Source organism: Acrocarpospora catenulata (genome assembly GCF_018476525.1).
GTDB lineage: Bacteria > Actinomycetota > Actinomycetes > Streptosporangiales > Streptosporangiaceae > Acrocarpospora > Acrocarpospora catenulata.
Genome location: NZ_JAHCST010000002.1, coordinates 29,965 through 46,741, shown reverse-complemented (window position 1 = coordinate 46,741; position 16,777 = coordinate 29,965). Strand labels below are relative to the sequence as shown.

Sequence of the window (16,777 nt, the reverse complement as noted above, 5' to 3'; positions counted from 1 at the left end):
GGCCACGCGGCCGGCGCCCGAATCAGGCCGAAACCTCAGGTCGAGGCGCGGATCACCAGATGGGTGTCCAGGATGACGACGGGTTGTTCCAGGGGTTCGCCGTTGATCCGGGCCACCAGGAGCTGGACCATCTGGCGGCCCATGGACTCCGTCGGCTGGTGCACCGAGGTGAGCGGGGGATCGGTGTGCAGGGCGACCTTGGAGTCCTCGAAACCGATCACCGCCACGTCGTGGGGCACGGACTTGCCGCGTTCCTTGAGCACCCGCAGGGCGCCCACGGCCATCGGGTCGGAGGCGGCGAAGACCGCGTCCAGGTCGCCGTGCCGGTCGAGCAGTTCGCGCATCGCCGTGGAACCGCTCTCCTCGGAGAAGTCGCCGTAGGCGACCCGCTCCGGGGTGCCGGTGGCCAGCAGCGCGTCCCGGTACCCGGCGAGCCTGTCCACACCCACGCCCATGTCCTGGGGCCCGGCGATGGTGGCCACCCGGGTGCGGCCGTTGCCCAGCAGGTACTTGACCGCCTGCCGGGCCCCGGCCCGGTTGTCCATGTCCACGTAGCTGTACGGATTGAGCCCGACCGGCCGTCCGCCGAGCACGGTCGGCACGCCGAGGTTCTCCAGCCTCCCGGGCAGCGGATCGGCGCCGTGCACCGAGGTGAGCAGCACACCGTCCACGTGCTGCCCGGTCAGGTAGTTCTCCAGCCGTTCGTGCTCGCTCCGGTTCTGTGCCATGCTCAGGATGAGCTGGAGGCCGGTCTCGGCCAGCGCCGAGCCGATGCCGCGGATCAGGCCCGCGAAGTACGGCTCGTCGAAGACGCGCTGTTCCGACTCCGACACCACCAGGGCGATGGTGTCCGTGCGATTGGTGACCAGGGTCCTGGCCGCCCGGTTGGGCACATAACCGAGTTCGTCGATCGCGAGCAGCACGGCGTCGCGGGCCTTCTCGCTCACCTTGGGTGAGCCGTTGATGACCCGTGACACCGTGCCACGCCCAACTCCGGCCCTGGCCGCGACCGCTTCGAGGGTCGGCCGGGCAGCCAAGCGTCGGTCCCCGTTCATCAAATCTGCCCCCTCATCCAATTGGGCCTATTCTGCCGGACCCCGAAGGCCTCCGTGCCGGATGGTCTCGGCGTACCAGAGAGCGCTATCTTTCAGGATCCTCGTCTGCGCTGAATAGTCCACATACACCAGCCCGAAACGCTTGCCGTACCCCCAGGCCCACTCGAAGTTGTCCATGAGGGACCAGGCGAAGTAGCCCTGGAGGGGCACTCCACCCTCGATGGCCTGGTGACAAACCCGCAGGTGGGTGTCGATGAAGGCGCGGCGTTCCACATCGTGGACAGCCCCGTCCTCGGTCAGCACGTCGTCGTAGGCGGCGCCGTTCTCTGAAATGTACAGAGGGATGGACGGGTACTCGCGGGTCAGCCGGTGCAGCACCTCAAGCAGGCCGGGGCCGTCCACCTCCCAGCCCATAGAGGTTACCGGCCGTCCGCCGTTGACGAAGCCGACGTGCTCGCTGCCCACCCACGGGGAGCCGGAGTCGGTGGGCGCGGCGGTGGCCGAGGAGGCTCCGCCGGAGGCGCCGGTCACGGTGTACCGGCTGTAGTAGTTGATCAGGAGCATGTCCAGCGGCTGGGAGATGAGCGCCATGTCCCCGTCGTGGATGAACTCCGGGCCGGTCAGCTGGCTCAGGTCCGCCAGCACGTCCGCCGGGTAGCGGCCGTGCATGAGCGCGTCCAGGAAGAAGCGGTTCTGCAGGCCGTCGATCCGGCGGGCGGCGTCCTGGTCGGCCTCGCTCTCGGTGGCGGTGGTCATCGCGTACAGGTTGACGCAGCCGCCGATCCGGGTGTCGGTGCGCTGGGCCCGCATCGCCTCCACGGCCAGGCCGTGGGCCAGGTTCAGGTGGTGCGCGGCGTGGATCGCCCGGGCGGGTTCACGCCGTCCCGGTGCGTGCTCGCCCGAGGCGTATCCGAGGAACGCCGCGCACCACGGCTCATTGACGGTGGCCCAGTTCTTGACCCGGTCACCGAGGGCCCCGTGCACCGCCGCCGCGTAGTCCGCGAAGCGCTTCGACGTGTCGCGTGACGGCCACCCGCCGGCGTCTTCCAGAGCCTGCGGCAGGTCCCAGTGGTAGAGCGTCAGCCACGGGTCGATGCCGTAGCTGAGCAGCTCGTCCACCAGGCGCGAGTAGAAGTCCAGGCCCTTGGCGTTGATCGCGCCGCTGCCGAGCGGCTGCACCCGGGGCCAGGAGACCGAGAACCGGTAGGCGGTCAGCCCGAGGTCGGCCATCAGCCGGACGTCGTCACGGTAGCGGTGGTAGTGGTCGATGGCGACGTCGGCGTGTTCGCCGTTGACGACGCGGCCCGGCTGGTGCACGAACGTGTCCCAGATGGATTTGCCGCGTCCGTCGGTGCTGACCGCGCCCTCGATCTGGTACGCCGAGGTGGCGGAGCCCCAGACGAAGCCGGTGGGGAACACCAGACCCGGGGTGTCGATCTGGGTCTCTGTGTCTTGGGTGGTCACGCGTCCTCCTCCTTCGTCGGCCGTGTGACCGAGGCGCTGGATGTGTGGATGTTCACTCCTTGACCGCGCCTTCCATGAGTCCGCCGATGATCTGGCGGCCGAAGAAGACGAAGACGAGCAGCAACGGAATGATCGATAGCGTGGTGCCCGCGAAAATGAGCACGTAGTTGGTGGAATACCGGTCGTTGAGAGCCCGGAGAGCGACTTGCACAGTCGGATTGTCCGGGGTCAGGATGATCAGGGGCCAGAGGAATTCATTCCAGATCAGCATGAATGTCTGGATGGCCAGTACCGCCATGCCGGGCCGTACGGCCGGCAGGGCGACATTCCACCAGATCCGGAGGGTGTTCGCGCCGTCCACCCGGGCCGCCTCCACCAGCTCCCGGGGTACGGCCTGCCGGGTGTACTGCGTCATCAGGAAGACGCCGAACCCGTTGACCAGGAACGGGAGGATGACGGCTTTCAGGGTGTTCGTCCAGCCGAGGGTGACCATCATCTGGTACAGCGGGACGATGCCCATCTGCTGGAGCGGCACCATCATGGTCAGGACCACCGAGAGCAGCAGCAGGTTCCGCCCGCGGAAGGTGAGCGAGGCGAAGGCGAACCCGGCCAGCGTGGAGATCAGCACGATGCCGATGGTGACGATCGAGGTGATGATGATCGAGTTGGTGATGCCGGTCATGAAGTGCGCGTTCTCGGCGTCGAACACCGCCTTGATGTTCTCGCCGAGGTTGCCGCCGGGCAGCAGCGGGGGCGGCATGCTGTGCGCGTCCTCGTTGCTCCGGGTGGCGATGACGATCATCCAGTAGATCGGGAAGATGGACAGGAAGATCGCCAGGGCCAGCATCGCCTTGGTGAGCGGGGTGGCCCGGAACGGGTCGAGCCGGGAGGTGCCCGCCCCGGTGACCCGGGGGGGCCGGGCCTGGGTCAGTGTGGTCATCGTGATCTCCCGATGCCGCGGACGAGTACGAAGTTGATCAAGGCGGTGATCAGGATCAGCAGGAACAGGATCCAGGCCGCCGCCGCGGCGTAGCCGTACTCGAAGTCACGGAAGCCCTCCTTGACGATGAACATGGCCACCGTCTGGAACTGGCCCGTGGTGCCGCCGGTCATCAGGCCGGCGCCGAACATCACCGGCTCGGCGAAGAGGGTGAAGCCGCCGATGGTGGAGACGATGACGGTGAAGATGATGGTGGGCTTGAGCAGCGGGACCGTGATGCCCCAGAACTGCCGTCGAGGGCTGGCGCCGTCGATGGCCGCCGCCTCGTACAGGTCCTTGGGGATGGTCTGCATCGCGGCCAGGTAGATGATCGCGTTGTAGCCGGTCCACCGCCAGTCGACCATGGTGGCGATCGCGATCCAGGACGACCACTTGGCGTTCTGCCAGTGGATGGGGTCCCCGCCGAACAGGCCGACGACCCAGTTCACCAGGCCGTAGTCACGGCCGTACAGCTGGGTGAAGACCACCGCCACCGCCACCACCGAGGTGACCAGCGGCGCGAGCACGCTCAGCCGGAGCACCAGCCGGCCGCGGAGCTTCTTGTTCAGCGCGTTGGCCAGCAGCAGGGCCAGCAGCAGCTGCGGCACCGTGGCGATCACGAAGATGCCCACGGTGTTGAGCACGGAGTTCCAGAACTTGTCGTCCGCGAGGAGCTCGGTGTAGTTCTCCAGGCCGATGAAGGTCTTGTCGCCGGCCAGCTGCCAGTCGTGCAGCGACACCCAGAGGGTGAAGACGAGCGGGAAGATCCCGAAGATCGCGAACAGAATGAAGTACGGCGAGACGAAGAAGTACGGCGCTGCCCGCAGGTCCAGCCAGGACAACCAGCGGCGGGGTCCGGGAGGCCGGGCGTGCCGCCGTGGTGACGACGGCACCGGACGGGTCCTCTGGCCCGCGTCGACGTGGAGGCTCATACTGCCACCTTTCGTGGAAGGAGCGGCCAGGGGGCGAGGGGTGCCCGTCCTGGCCGCTCTTAGTCGAGGCGACCGGCCCCCGGATCCGGGGGCCGGTGACGTTCGCGGCCGGGGGATCAGCCCGCGGCCTTGACGCCCTCCTCCACGAACCGGGTCCAGGCGTCGGCCCACTTGACCGAGCCCTGGTCGGCGCCCACCAGGACCTCCTCCACGGCGGCCTTCACCTGGGCGTGCTTCTCACCGAAGAACACCGGCGACAGCTGCGCGACCGAGGCGGAGAAGATCGGGCCGCTCGGCGCGTCGTTGAAGTACGGGTTCTTGGCGTCCGCGACGGCCGGGTCCTGCTGCGCGGGGAGGCTGCTGGGGAAGTTGCCGCCCTCCTTGAACGCGGCGACCTGGCCCTCCTTACCGGTCAGGTAGTTGAGGACCTCGGCGGCCTCCTTCGGGTGCTTGCTCTGCGAGGGCACCATCAGCCAGGAGCCGCCCCAGTTGCCGCTGCCGCCGGGCACCGCCGCGACGTCCCAGTTGCCCTTGTTGGCGTCACCGGAGGTGCCGGAGATCACACCGAGCATCCAGCTCGGGCAGCCCATGGTGGCGAAGCCGCCCTTCTGCATGGCGGTGTTCCACTCCTCGGTCCAGGAGCGCAGCTTGGCGGTGAGACCGCCCTCGCTGAGCTTCTGCACGTAGTCGAAGGCCGCCTTGACGCCCGGGTTCTTGTCCACGATCAGCGTCTGGTTCTGGTCGAAGTAGACCTGGCCGCCGTTCTTGCCGGCCTCCTGCGCGAGCACCGAGTTGTACACGGTGTTGGCGCCGTCCACGAAGCCCACCTTGGGCAGCGCGGCCTTGAACTTCTTGCCGGTCTCGAAGTAGGCGTTCCAGTCCGGCCAGAGCGCGGAGACCGCGTCCCGCTCGGTGGGCAGGCCGGCCTGCTTGAACAGGTCGGTGCGGTAGCACATGGCCATGCCGCCGATGTCGGTGCCGAGCGCGAAGAGCTTGCCGTCCTTGTTGACGCCGGTGTTCCACTTGTACTCGGGGAAGTCGGCCTTGCGGCTGTCCAGGCCGTACTGGCTCAGGTCCGCGAAGTACTGCGGGCGGGCCGCCATGAGGCCCATGGCGCCCTCGTCCATGGCGATGACGTCGCCCGCGCCGCTGCCGGCCTCCAGCCACTGGAGCACCTGCGGTAGGTAGGTGTCCTCGAAGCGGTCGGTCAGGTTGACGTACTTGACCTGGATGTTCGGGTGGCTGGAGTTCCACGCGGCGACCGCGTCGTCGTAGGCGAAGTTCTCGCCGCCGCCGAAGGTCTGCAGGGTGATCTCGACCTTCTCCGCCGGGGCCGACGCGGCGCCGGAGCCCTCGGCGGCCGGGGTGGCAGGCTCGTCCGACCCACAGGCCGCTGCGGAGAAGGCGAGCGCGCCGACCGCGACGGCTGCGAGCAGCCTGCCGCGGCGCGTGTTGTTCATCATTCCGGACCCCTCTCAGGTGGTTCCCGAATCTCGTTTGGGGGGCGTCTCCCGGGCCGGTCCCCGACGACATGGCCCTGCGTTCGCACGCGTTGGGAGCGCTCCCACGAAGAGTTCCACCATAGGCAATCCAGCGTCAAGTTCCCGAAACCTAACTGTTACTCCTGGACAGGTTATACGGGCCTAAACGGACATAAATGGTCAAAAAGTGTATACGAGTAGTTGGGAGCGCTCCCATTCGCATAGGGCACAAACCGCCTGTTCGGTGTGCCCAATCTCACGAAGGCGAGGCCGCTCCCGGCGCTCCTGGACGGGCAGCGGGCCAGGCCGCCGCTGGTCAGAGCGGGTCCCCCGCCGCATGCCTGAGCGCCCGGTGGACCCGGGCGCTCAGGATCGCACGCCGTCCGGATCGGACGGCCGAAGCCGGTGTCTCAGCTCTTCCGCCGCCACAGGTCCGGGGTGGCGGGCATCAGCGGCGCCATCGGCACCGGGTTCTGGCTCCAGCCCGCGTTCACCGGCCTGATCGTTGAAAGTTCAGCCAACGTACCACTGGGCGGGGCGACCGAGGCGGTCCGGCAGGTGGCCCCCTGGCAGGTGCGCAGCCGGCCGAGCCACTCCGAGAGGCGGCGGATCAGTTCGGGTTCGGCCACCGCGGCCAGGTTCCGCAGTTGGTACGGATCGGCGCTCAGGTCGTACAGCTGGCGCTCGCCGGTGGCGTACTCGACGTAGCTGTACCGGTCGGTGCGCAGCACGTTGTACGTCGGCGGGGTGCCCGGCGCGTAGTCCGGCTGCACGAACTCCACCAGGGCGGCGTTCCGCCACGGCACGGCGTCCCCGAACAGCAGGGGCACCAGTGAGCGGCCCTCGCAGAACTCCGGGAGCCTGCCCCCGGCCAGATCGGCGAAGGTGGCCGCGAAGTCCACGCTGGAGCCGAGCTCGCGCACGGTGTGCCCGGCCGGCACGCCCGGGCCCCGGACGATCATCGGCACCCGGATGTCCTCCTCGAACGGGGTGGTCTTGCCCGGGCGCAGCCGGTGGTGGCCCAGGTGGAAGCCGTTGTCGGAGGTGAAGAAGATATAGGTGTTGGACAGCTTGCCGGTCCGCGTCAGCTCGCTGACCAGGGTGCCGACCATGTCGTCCACGCCGAGCATGGCGCGCAGCCGATCCCGGTAGTGCCGGTCGATCTCCTTGATGACCTTATTGGAGAGCGGCTTGCGGCGGCGGATCCATTCGGGCTCGGCGGAGACGTCCTCCTGGTTGAAGGACGGGGTGCGCGGGGCCTTGGCGTCCGCGAACGCGTTCTCGTGGCGGGGGGCGTAGTGGGCGGGGCGGTGCGGGGCCACCGGGGACAGGTACAGGAAGAACGGGCCGTCCTTGGCCGCGAAGTCGACGGCCTTGCGGGTCAGCACGTCGGCCAGGTAGTCCTCGGGGGCGAAGCCGTGCGGCGCGATGCCACCGTTGGCGTTGAGGCGGTAACCGTACTCCTGGTAGAGGGCGGTGACGGGGACCGCCCATTCGTCCCAGCCGGGCGGGATGTAGGTGGCCTTCCCGGCCGGGTACTCGTTGAGGTATTTGCCGAGCAGGGCGGTGCGGTAGCCGGCCTGGCGCATCCAGGTGCCGACCGTCGAACCCTCCATGGGATGAAATTTCGGGAAACCTCCGCTCGGGAAACGGTTGGAGGAGACCTGGTGGTTGTGTACGGACTGCGAGCGCAGAATTGACGAGCGCGACGGGCAGCACCACGGATTTGTCACGAAAAATCGCGAGAAAGTCGTGCCCTGCGCGGTGAGCAACTTTGAAATATTCGGAAACTTCGCGATATCCGCGGCATCAAGATCATCCGTGAGGATGAAGATGATGTTCGGCTTCTCCGTCGCCGCTCGTGCTCCCTGCCCTGACCAGGTAGGATGTGCCGAACGTGCCGCCGCGGCGGCCTCCCGTGCAGTCGCTGTCGCCGCGCTTCCGGCCGGTGCCGATACGGTGAGCAAAGCGACAACTGCCCCCCAGACCGTCCATTTACCCATGGAACCCATGGAAAGATCCTTGCCGCCGCGCGCCCCGTGGAAACGTGATGAAAAGCACGGCTATCGCGCGCATGGATTCCGTGGTGAAATCGACACCGTCGTTTTCTCCGGGTGAGCCCCGGCAGGCCCCCCGGCCACAAATCGGAAATGTCCGGATTTAAGGGAATTTGCCTGGGGTGAGATGTGTCCGGATTCGTTGTGGTATGTCACCGCCGGATGGAGGTTCAGTGAATGATCGGGCCCCGTCCCGTGGTCGGCTGTTCACCGTTTGTTCCCTGACGCGTCGTATCCGGCGGCTACCGTGAGCCCGTCGTGAACGGGTCCTTGGAGAGTAAAGACGGTCAGTCCGTCGCGTGGGTGGAATCCCCGCTGCAGCTGCTGTGCGTGATCGAGGCACAGCACGCCGGCCTGCTCGGCCCGGCCACCCGGGTCGTGCCGCGGTCCGGGCTGCCCGCGCTCCGGCTCACCCGCGCCGAGATGACCCGGCTCGACCTGCCCCCGGGGCTGGAACTGGCCGAGCCGTCCGCCAAGATGCCCCGGCCGGGGCGGACCTGGGCGGTCGGCGACGCGTTCTCCGGCCGGGTCCAGATGCGGCTGCTCACCACCGCCTCCCGCAAGGTGGTCCTGGTCGACGACGGCCTGGCCACCATCCGGCTGCTGGAGCTGCTGGTCTCCCGCCGCCCGCTGCTGCGCGCCCGGGCCAAGCCGGGCATCGCCCGCTCGGTGCTGGGCGCCGCCGCCGGGCTCCGGCTGCGCGGCGGCAGGCTCACCGTCTTCACCGCCCTCCCGGTCCCCGACGACCTGGCCGAGGCCGTGCGGGACCGGGGCGCCGAACTGGTCCGGCACGACTTCGGCTGGCTCCGCTCCCAGCCCGGCGACGTGCCCCCCGACGAGCGCACCGTGGTGCTCGGCACCTCCCTGGTCCGCAACGGGCTCATCCGGCGGGAGGCGTACGTGAAGTGGCTGTCCGGCATCGAGGAGCCCATCGCGTACTACCCGCACCGCCGGGAGGACCCGCGCGACCTGGAACGGGTCCGGCGCATCTCCGGGGTCACCGTGTACGAGTCGGGCGTGCCCGCCGAGATGACCCTGCGCGGGCTCCGCCCCGACCAGCGGGTGCTCAGCCTGCCCTCGACGGCGGTCACCTCACTCCGTATCCTGCTCCGGGCCAGGGGCGTCTCGGTCGAGACGGTCGAGGTCCCGGACGACTGGTGGACCGCCTCGGCGGGCCCCTCGCTCCGCTCCCACCTCCAACTCTTCGCACACGAAAGGGTTGCTCCTTGACCCGCGTCTCCCCGGACCGCCTGCTGGTCCCGGCCCCGCTGCGCGTGCTCGCCGTGGCCGACTCCGACTCCTACCTGAAGTGGGCGGCCGGCCTGCTGGACGGGGCGCCGGGGGTGTGGACCACCGAGCTGGCCGTGGTGCGCACGCCGATCAGCCCCTCGGCCGGCCAGATCGCGGCGGCGGTGAGCGGGACCAGGTTCACGGAGGTGCCGGTGCTCGGCGCGCGGGCGCTGCGCAGGGCCGCCGAGCGCTTCCGGCCGGACGTGCTGCTGCTGTCCTGCACCGGTCCGGTGGTGGACGCGCTGGCCGCCGAGGTGCTGGCCGGGCTCAGGCCGCGGCCGGTGCTGGCCACCGGTCTGCCGGGCATCTCGGTGCCCGCCACCGAGAAGGCGTGGCTGTACCGCAGCGGATGCGACCTGTTCGTGCTGCACAGCGGGCGGGAGGTCGGCGAGTTCGGGGAGATCGCCCGGGAACTGGGCGGCGGCGGCCAGATCGCGCTGGCCCGCCTGCCGTACCTGGACCTGGGCGGGCCGGGGAACGGGGCGCGGGATCGGGTGATCTTCGCCACCCAGGCCAAGGTGCCGAAACCGCGGGAGGACCGGGAGAGCGTGCTGCTGGCGCTGGCCAGGCTGGCCGAGGCCCGGCCCGACCTGGACGTGGTGGTCAAGCTGCGGGCCCGCGACGACGAGCGGCAGACCCACAACGAGAAGCACCACTACGAGCGCCTGTGGAACACGATGGCCGCCGAGGGCCGGGTCCGGCCGGACGCGGTGCGTTTCGCGGCCGGGCCGATGCACGAGCACCTGACGCACGCCGCCGGATTCGTCACGGTCAGCTCCACCGCCGCGCTGGAGGCCATCGCCCAGGGGGTGCCGCTGATGATCCTGTCCGACTTCGGGGTCAGCGCGGAGATGATCAACCTGGTCTTCGAGGGCAGCGGCTGCCTGGGCACCCTGGACGACCTGGCCAAGGCCGACTTCCGCACCCCGACGGCGGAGTGGTGCCAGGCCAACTACTTCCACGACGCCGCCGCCAGCGACTGGGCGGTCCGGATCTCCGCGCTGGTGGCCGCCGCCCGCGAGGGGCGGCTTGAGCCGGCCCGTTCGCTGCTGGACGGACGGGAGCACGCCGCCGCCCGCCGCCGCGCCCGGCTCCGCATCGAGGTCCCGCCCCGGGTGCTCCGGTACGGCTACCGCGCCAAGCGCCGGGCCCGGAAATTTCTCAAATCCTTCTGAAACAAGGCGGGCCCCCGGCAACGGCGTTTTATTCCGGATGAAACCGTTCGGACACAGGAGCGCTCTGAACTCTTAGGCACACGGCCGATTCCCCCGGGGAGGCGCGGTGCCAGAGAACTCCCACCACGCGGTGGTGATCGTCGGCGGCGGTCAGGCCGGGCTGGCGATGAGCCACTGCCTGACCCGGCGCGGGGTCGAGCACGTGGTGCTGGAGCGTGGCCGGATCGGGGAGGCCTGGCGCAGCCGCAGGTGGGACTCCTTCTGCCTGGTCACCCCCAACTGGCAGTGCCGCCTGCCGGGGTTCCCGTACCCGGGTGACGACCAGGACGGGTTCATGCTCCGCGACGAGATCGTCGGCTACCTGGAGGCGTACGCGGCCTCGTTCCGGCCGCCGGTCCGGGAAGGGGTGACCGCGCTCCGGCTGACCGCGGGGGAGCGGTTCGAGATCCGTACCGACCGGGGCGCCGTTACCGCCGACCAGGTGGTGGTGGCAACCGGGCCGTACCAGGAGCCGGTGGTGCCGCGGCTGGCCGGCGGCATCCCGGTGCCGCAGCTGCACGCGATGGACTACCGCAATCCGGACGCGCTGCCGCCTGGAGAGGTGCTGGTGGTGGGCAGCGGGCAGTCGGGCTGCCAGATCGCCGAGGACCTGCACCTGGCGGGCCGGCGGGTGCACCTGGCGGTGGGCGGCGCGCCCCGGGTGGCGCGGCGCTACCGGGGGCGGGACGTGGTGGCCTGGCTGGACCTGATGGGCTACTACGACCGGCCGATCACCGACTTCGACGACCACGACGCGGTCCGGGCCAGGGCCAACCACTACGTCACCGGCCGCGACGGCGGACGCGACATCGACCTGCGCGCCTTCGCGCGGGACGGCATGCGCCTGCACGGCAGGCTCGCCGCCGTCACCGGGACCACCCTGCGCTTCGCCGCGGACCTGCGCCGCAACCTCGACCACGCCGACGCGGTGGCGGAGAGCGTCAAGGACTCCATCGACGCCTACATCGACCGCGAGGGTCTCGACGCCCCCGTGGAGAAGCGGTACGTCCCGGTCTGGGAGCCCCCGGACGGGGAGTCGTCGCTGGACGCGGGCCGTCTGGCCGCGGTCGTCTGGTGCACCGGCTACCGGCGCGACCACCGCTGGATCCGCATCCCCGTCTTCGACGGCACCGGCTACCCCGTGCACGAGCGCGGCGTCACCCGCTGGCCGGGCCTGTACTTCCTCGGCCTGCCCTGGCAGCACACCTGGGGCTCCGGCCGATTCGTCGGGGTCGGGGCCGACGCCGAGCACCTGGCCCGGCACATCGCGGCCGTCGCCCGTCCCGTACGGGCGGGGTCGGGGTACTTCGTCCATCCCGAACTGCTGGGGACGTGATGCTCGCCGACGCGCACCGGCACCTCGGGGTGCTGCCCGCCTACCCCTTCTACGGCGGCCCGCCGGTCAATCCCGACATCGGCGCCCGCGCCACCGTGACGGAACTCCTGGCCGACCTGGACGCCGAGGGCACCGAACGCGCCCTGGTCATCCCCAACTACGGGGTGCCCGACCCGGCCGTCGCGTTCTCCTTCAACGAGCTCTGCCTGGAGGCCGCCGCCAGGGACGACCGCGTCCGGTGCGGGTTATGGGTCTCGCCGCGGCCGCAGGACGCCGAGCGCACCGAGGCCGCGCTCGCCCTGGCCGGGGAGCCGGGGGTGCGGGCGCTGAAGCTGAGCTTCCTGCTGGGCGGGCGGGCCGGCGACCCCGCCTGCCGTACCGGACTCGACCGGATCTTCGCGGTGGCCCGGGAACATGACCTGGTCGTGCACGTGCACACCTCGCCGGGGGCGGCCAGCGACATCGACGAGATCGGGCAGCTGGTCGACTGGTACGGGGACCACGTGGCCATCCACCTGGTGCACTTCGGCGGCGGCGCCAGCGGCCACATCAAGCTGGCCGGCCACCGCTTCTTCGACTGGCTCGACGCGGGCAAACGCGTCTACACCGACCTCTCCTGGGCCATCGGATTCACCCCCCGCTGGCTGGTCCAGGAGATCGGCCGCCGTGGCCTCGGCCACGACCGGCTGTTGTTCGCCAGCGACGAACCCTGGGGCGACCATCCCGGGGAGCACGCCCGGCTGCGCGCCGCCGTCGGCGACGGCGAACTGGCCCGGCTGGTCTTCCGCGACACCTTCGAGAAGCTCTACGGATAGGAGAACCCCCCATGGCCGACCTCACCGAGCTGGAGCAGGCCAGCCTCGCCGAGATCCCGCACCCGTCCCTGCCCGAGGGTTCCAGCCTGTACGGCGACACCAAGGTCTTCCCCGACTACAAGGCCGAGGACGGCGAGTGCTACTTCACCCTCGTGCACGGCATCGCGCACGAGTCCTCGGTCAGCTTCGTCGCCATCCTGCAGGCCACCCGGGCGCTCCGGAAGGGCTTCGAGTCGGCCATCTACTTCTACGGCCCCGGCTCGCTCAACTGCCTGGCCACCCGGGGCTTCCCGACCACCGGCAACTCGGCCTTCCCCGGCGAGCACAACATCAACAACTCGCTCAAGACGTTCATCGCGGAGGGCGGCAAGGTGTACTGCTGCCGGTTCGGCCTGTCCCTGCACGGGGCCCGCGAGGAGGACCTGATGGAAGGGGTCATCCCCACCCATCCGCTGGACGTGCAGGACGCGCTGATCCACTATGCCCGGAAGGGCGCGATCATCAACTCCACCTACATGTTCTGATGGACCGCGTCGGAACCCGGGTCGACGTCGCCATCCGCGGCGTCCGGCTCGACGCGCCGGTGCGCCGGGCGGGGGGAGCGGGGCCCAGCGACGACGGCCACCTGGTGGTCGACGGCGCGAACGCCGCCATCCCCCTCAACCCCGACAGTCCGTACGTGGTGCGGGACGGCCGCCTCTACCTGGGCGGCACCGACATGGGCCTGGCCGTGCGGCCGGTCCGGCGGCCCCGCTTCTACGACCTGGCCACCGCGGACGGCGTGCCGTACGAGAAGATCGCCAAACTGCACGGCTCGGACGTGCTGGCCACCACGGTCGTGCAGACCTGCGTCCGGTACGGCGAGGCCGACCGGTGCCGGTTCTGCGTGATCGAGGAGTCGCTGCGGTCGGGGGCCACGGTGGCCGCCAAGACCCCCGCCCAGCTGGCCGAGGTGGCCGAGGCCGCCGTCCGTCTGGACGGGATCCGGCAGATGGTGATGACCACCGGCACCACCAGCGGGCCCGATCGGGGGGCCCGGGTGCTGGCGCGGAGCGTGCGGGCGGTGCTCGCGGCGGTGCCCGGGCTGCCGATCCAGGTGCAGTGCGAACCGCCCGCCGACCTGGCCTGGATCGGGGAACTGCGGGCGGCCGGGGCGACCGCGATCGGCATCCACGTGGAGTCGCTGGACGAGACGGTCCGGCGGCGGTGGATGCCGGGCAAGGCGAGCGTGCCGCTGGCGGCGTACGAGGCCGCCTGGGACGAGGCGGTGCGGGTGTTCGGGTGGAATCGGGTGTCCACCTATCTGCTGGTCGGTCTCGGCGAGGATTCGGACGAGCTGGTGGCCGGGGCCGCCCGCCTGATCGCCCGGGGCGTGTACCCGTTCGTGGTGCCGTTCCGGCCGATGGCGGGCACGCTGGCCCGCAGGGACGGGGTGCCGGGTCCCGCGCAGCAGCTGGTCAGGGAGGTCACCGAGCGGGTGGCCGCGCTGCTGCGCGCCGCCCGGATGACCGGGGCCGAGCAGGGGGCCGGGTGCGCGGCCTGTGGCGCGTGCGGGGCGCTGTCCACGGCGGGCGGGTGATGTTTGGCGTGGTCTTCTCAGGTGAGTTCGGGTGAGGAATGTGAGTTCGGTCAGGGAGCTGGTCTGGGACCGGTTCACCACGCGGGACGTCTGCGACGCCCTGCTCGGCACGGAACCCGGCGCCTTCGGGGCGGGCTTCGGGGCGGGCGGCGGCGAGATGGACGTGCCCGCGTTGCTCGGCACCGGCCGCCGGGCGCTGCCCCGCCCGTTCACCATCGGACGGGCGGCCGACCGCGGCGCGGTGTACGCCTACCGCCTGCTCCGCCGCCGGGTCTTCGTCGAGGACCAGGGGCTCTTCCCCGACACCGACCTGGACTTCCGGGACGACGACCCGCGCACCGTCATCCTGGTGGCCAGGGACCCCGCGGGCACGGTGATCGGCGGGGTACGGCTGGGCCCCGCCGACGACGGGCCCGACATCGGCTGGTGGCGGGGCGGGCGGCTGGTGGTCGCCCCCGGGCAGCGGGGCGCGCCCGGGGTGGGTCCCGCGCTGGTCCGGGCCGCCTGCGCGTACGCGGAGGACGCCGGGGTCATCCGGTTCGAGGCCGACGTGCAGGCCCGGCACGAGTCACTGTTCGTCCGGCTGGGCTGGCACCCGGTCCGGCCCAGCCGGATCGCCGGGGTGCCGCATGTGCTGATGCGCTGGCCGATCGGGCGCATCGCCGCCACCGCCGCCGGGAAGGCCTCGCTCGGGCCGCTGCTGCGCGGGATGGCCGTCGGCGGGCGCGGCTTCGTCGGCGACGACGGCGCGCCCGTGCCGGACAGCGAGCTGGTGGCCGCCTGCGACGCGATCCTGCCCTCCATGGTGGAGCGCGACCCCGACTGGGCCGGGTGGTGCTCGGTGCTGGTCAACGTCAACGACCTGGCCGCGATGGGGGCCGTACCGGTCGGGCTGCTGGACGCGCTCGGCGCCAGGGACGCCTCCTTCGCCGCCCGGGTGATGGCCGGGCTGCGCCGGGCCGCCGACGCGTACGAGGTGCCGATCCTCGGCGGGCACACCCAGCTGGGGGTTCCCGCGGCGCTCTCGGTGACCGCGCTCGGACGGGCCCCGCGGCCGGTGCCGGGCGGGGGCGGCCGTCCAGGCCACCGGGTGCACCTCACCGCCGACCTCGGCGGACGCTGGCGGCCCGGATACACCGGGCGGCAATGGGACTCCACCTCCACCCGCACGCCCGCCGAACTCCACGCCATGGTCAGCGCCGTGGCCCGGGCCCGGCCGGACGCCGCCAAGGACGTGTCCATGGCGGGGATCACCGGCACCCTCGGCATGCTCGCCGAGGCCTCCGGCTGCGGCGCCACCCTGGACGTCGCCCGGGTGCCCCGGCCGTCCGGGGCCACCATGGGGGACTGGCTGACCTGTTTCCCCGGGTACGCCATGCTCACCACGGATCCGCTGGAGGCCGGGCCCGCCGTGAGCGCCGGGTGCGGGGAACTGACCGCCTCCCGCGGCGTACGGCTGCGCTGGCCGGACGGGGAGGTCACCGAGGTGCTGGGGGCGAGCGTGACCGGGCTGGGGGCGGCGTGAACATCCGCATGGCGGCGGTGGCCGCGCCCTTCGGGCGGGACCTGGAGGAATGCTTCGAGCGGATCTCCGGGCTGCTCGCCAGGGCGCGGGATTCGGGGGTACGGCTGCTCGCCCTGCCGGAGGCCTGCCTGGGCGGTTACCTGGCCAGCCTGGACGGCGGCGCGGAAGGGCCGCCCGCGCTGGCCGCCGACGGCCCCGAGATCACGCGGCTGCGACAGCTGGCCGGGGACGTCGTGGTGTGCGCCGGATACTGCGAGGAGGAGGCGGGGGTCCGGTACAACAGCGTGGTCTGCCTGACCGGGGACGGGGTGCTCGGGCACCACCGGAAGGTGCACCAGCCCCTCAGCGAGCACAGCTCCTACGCGGCCGGGGACCGTTTCGCGGCCTTCGACACGCCGGTCGGGCGTCTCGGGATGATGATCTGCTACGACAAGGCGTTCCCTGAGTCGGCGCGGGCCCTCGCCCTCGACGGGGCCGAGATCGTGGTGTGCGTATCGGCCTGGCCCGCCAGCCGGACCAACCCCGCCCCCGACATCGCCGACGACCGGTGGACCCACCGCTTCGACCTGTTCGATCGTGCCAGAGCACTGGAGAACCAGGTGGTCTGGCTGTCGGCCAACCAGTCGGGAAGCTTCGGGCAGTTGCGGTTCGTCGGCCGGGCGAAGGTGGTCGGGCCGGGTGGGGAGGTGCTGGCGGTCACCCCCGTGGATGGGGGCATGGCCGTCGCCGAGGTCGACGTAGGGGCGTCGCTGACCGCCGCCCGGCGGTCGATGGGGCATCTGCGGGATCGACGGCCGGAGGCGTACGCGGTGGGAGGTTCGCCGGACCGGCGGCTGGATGCGGGTGGTGTGGGAGGTTCGCGGGCTCGGCAGTCGGATACGGATGCCCCCGGGGACCGGCAGGCGGATGCGGACGGTGTGGGGGGATCGTCGGACCGGCGGCTGGATGCGGATGGTGTGGGAGGTTCGCGGGGTCGGCAGCCGGATACCGACGTCCTGGATGGATCCCGGGATCGGCAGGCGGACGCGTACCCGGTGGGAGGATCGTGAT

General features: G+C 70.9%; 14 protein-coding genes. 8 read left to right on the top strand and 6 right to left on the bottom strand.

Going from position 1 to position 16,777, the window contains the following annotated elements; translation table 11 throughout:
• Positions 1–35: 35 nt before the first annotated feature.
• The 6 genes from KIP79_RS02175 to KIP79_RS02150 form a co-directional block, all read right to left on the bottom strand.
• Positions 36–1,055: a LacI family DNA-binding transcriptional regulator gene (locus tag KIP79_RS02175; RefSeq protein ID WP_214102980.1), complete on the bottom strand. Its 1,020-nt coding sequence runs from the start codon at positions 1,053–1,055 to the stop codon at positions 36–38.
• Between the two features lie 27 nt (positions 1,056–1,082).
• Positions 1,083–2,519 carry a GH1 family beta-glucosidase gene (locus tag KIP79_RS02170; protein ID WP_214102979.1) on the bottom strand — a complete coding sequence of 479 codons (1,437 nt, stop codon included), beginning with the start codon at positions 2,517–2,519 and terminating at the stop codon, positions 1,083–1,085.
• A 52-nt stretch (positions 2,520–2,571) separates the two neighbouring features.
• Complete coding sequence (locus KIP79_RS02165) at positions 2,572–3,459, bottom strand: carbohydrate ABC transporter permease (protein ID WP_214102978.1); 888 nt, start codon at positions 3,457–3,459, stop codon at positions 2,572–2,574.
• Positions 3,456–4,430, bottom strand: coding sequence for a carbohydrate ABC transporter permease (locus KIP79_RS02160; protein WP_214102977.1), 975 nt, complete (start codon positions 4,428–4,430; stop codon positions 3,456–3,458). The genes KIP79_RS02165 and KIP79_RS02160 overlap by 4 nt, the downstream gene beginning before the upstream one ends.
• 116 nt (positions 4,431–4,546) lie before the next feature.
• Positions 4,547–5,893, bottom strand: a complete 1,347-nt coding sequence (locus tag KIP79_RS02155) for an ABC transporter substrate-binding protein (protein ID WP_214102976.1) — start codon at positions 5,891–5,893, stop codon at positions 4,547–4,549.
• 428 nt (positions 5,894–6,321) lie between these two features.
• A complete protein-coding gene (locus KIP79_RS02150) occupies positions 6,322–7,914 on the bottom strand; it encodes a sulfatase family protein (RefSeq protein WP_214103136.1) in 1,593 nt (530 codons plus the stop codon).
• Between the two features lie 357 nt (positions 7,915–8,271).
• Here KIP79_RS02150 and KIP79_RS02145 point away from each other — a divergent pair, with 357 nt between their 5' ends.
• The 8 genes from KIP79_RS02145 (at position 8,272) to KIP79_RS02110 (ending at position 16,776) form a co-directional block, all read left to right on the top strand.
• Positions 8,272–9,198, top strand: a complete 927-nt coding sequence (locus KIP79_RS02145; RefSeq protein WP_308169525.1) for a hypothetical protein — start codon at positions 8,272–8,274, stop codon at positions 9,196–9,198.
• Positions 9,195–10,433, top strand: coding sequence for a DUF6716 putative glycosyltransferase (locus tag KIP79_RS02140; RefSeq protein WP_250212570.1), 1,239 nt, complete (start codon positions 9,195–9,197; stop codon positions 10,431–10,433). The genes KIP79_RS02145 and KIP79_RS02140 overlap by 4 nt, the downstream gene beginning before the upstream one ends.
• A 106-nt stretch (positions 10,434–10,539) precedes the next feature.
• Positions 10,540–11,808 (top strand): MSMEG_0569 family flavin-dependent oxidoreductase, encoded by a 1,269-nt coding sequence (locus KIP79_RS02135; RefSeq protein ID WP_214102974.1) that lies wholly within the window; start codon positions 10,540–10,542, stop codon positions 11,806–11,808.
• Positions 11,808–12,623 carry an amidohydrolase family protein gene (locus KIP79_RS02130; RefSeq protein ID WP_250212589.1) on the top strand — a complete coding sequence of 272 codons (816 nt, stop codon included), beginning with the start codon at positions 11,808–11,810 and terminating at the stop codon, positions 12,621–12,623. The genes KIP79_RS02135 and KIP79_RS02130 overlap by 1 nt, the downstream gene beginning before the upstream one ends.
• 11 nt (positions 12,624–12,634) lie before the next feature.
• Positions 12,635–13,147, top strand: coding sequence for an MSMEG_0572/Sll0783 family nitrogen starvation response protein (locus KIP79_RS02125; RefSeq protein ID WP_214102972.1), 513 nt, complete (start codon positions 12,635–12,637; stop codon positions 13,145–13,147).
• Positions 13,147–14,202 carry an MSMEG_0568 family radical SAM protein gene (locus KIP79_RS02120; protein ID WP_214102971.1) on the top strand — a complete coding sequence of 352 codons (1,056 nt, stop codon included), beginning with the start codon at positions 13,147–13,149 and terminating at the stop codon, positions 14,200–14,202. Before KIP79_RS02125 ends, KIP79_RS02120 begins: the two co-directional genes overlap by 1 nt.
• A gap of 31 nt (positions 14,203–14,233) precedes the next feature.
• Positions 14,234–15,727: an MSMEG_0567/sll0787 family protein gene (locus KIP79_RS02115; RefSeq protein ID WP_214102970.1), complete on the top strand. Its 1,494-nt coding sequence runs from the start codon at positions 14,234–14,236 to the stop codon at positions 15,725–15,727.
• Complete coding sequence (locus KIP79_RS02110; protein WP_214102969.1) at positions 15,724–16,776, top strand: carbon-nitrogen hydrolase family protein; 1,053 nt, start codon at positions 15,724–15,726, stop codon at positions 16,774–16,776. The genes KIP79_RS02115 and KIP79_RS02110 overlap by 4 nt, the downstream gene beginning before the upstream one ends.
• Position 16,777: the final 1 nt, after the last annotated feature.

Excerpts from the sequence above, each read along its gene's own strand:
- KIP79_RS02120 (WP_214102971.1), top strand. The coding sequence starts at position 13,147 with ATGGACCGCGTCGGAACCCGGGTCGACGTCGCCATCCGCGGCGTCCGG.
- KIP79_RS02125 (WP_214102972.1), top strand. The coding sequence starts at position 12,635 with ATGGCCGACCTCACCGAGCTGGAGCAGGCCAGCCTCGCCGAGATCCCG.
- KIP79_RS02155 (WP_214102976.1), bottom strand. The coding sequence starts at position 5,893 with ATGATGAACAACACGCGCCGCGGCAGGCTGCTCGCAGCCGTCGCGGTC.
- KIP79_RS02165 (WP_214102978.1), bottom strand. The coding sequence starts at position 3,459 with ATGACCACACTGACCCAGGCCCGGCCCCCCCGGGTCACCGGGGCGGGC.
- KIP79_RS02160 (WP_214102977.1), bottom strand. The coding sequence starts at position 4,430 with ATGAGCCTCCACGTCGACGCGGGCCAGAGGACCCGTCCGGTGCCGTCG.
- KIP79_RS02130 (WP_250212589.1), top strand. The coding sequence starts at position 11,808 with ATGCTCGCCGACGCGCACCGGCACCTCGGGGTGCTGCCCGCCTACCCC.
- KIP79_RS02175 (WP_214102980.1), bottom strand. The coding sequence starts at position 1,055 with ATGAACGGGGACCGACGCTTGGCTGCCCGGCCGACCCTCGAAGCGGTC.
- KIP79_RS02150 (WP_214103136.1), bottom strand. The coding sequence starts at position 7,914 with ATGGGTAAATGGACGGTCTGGGGGGCAGTTGTCGCTTTGCTCACCGTA.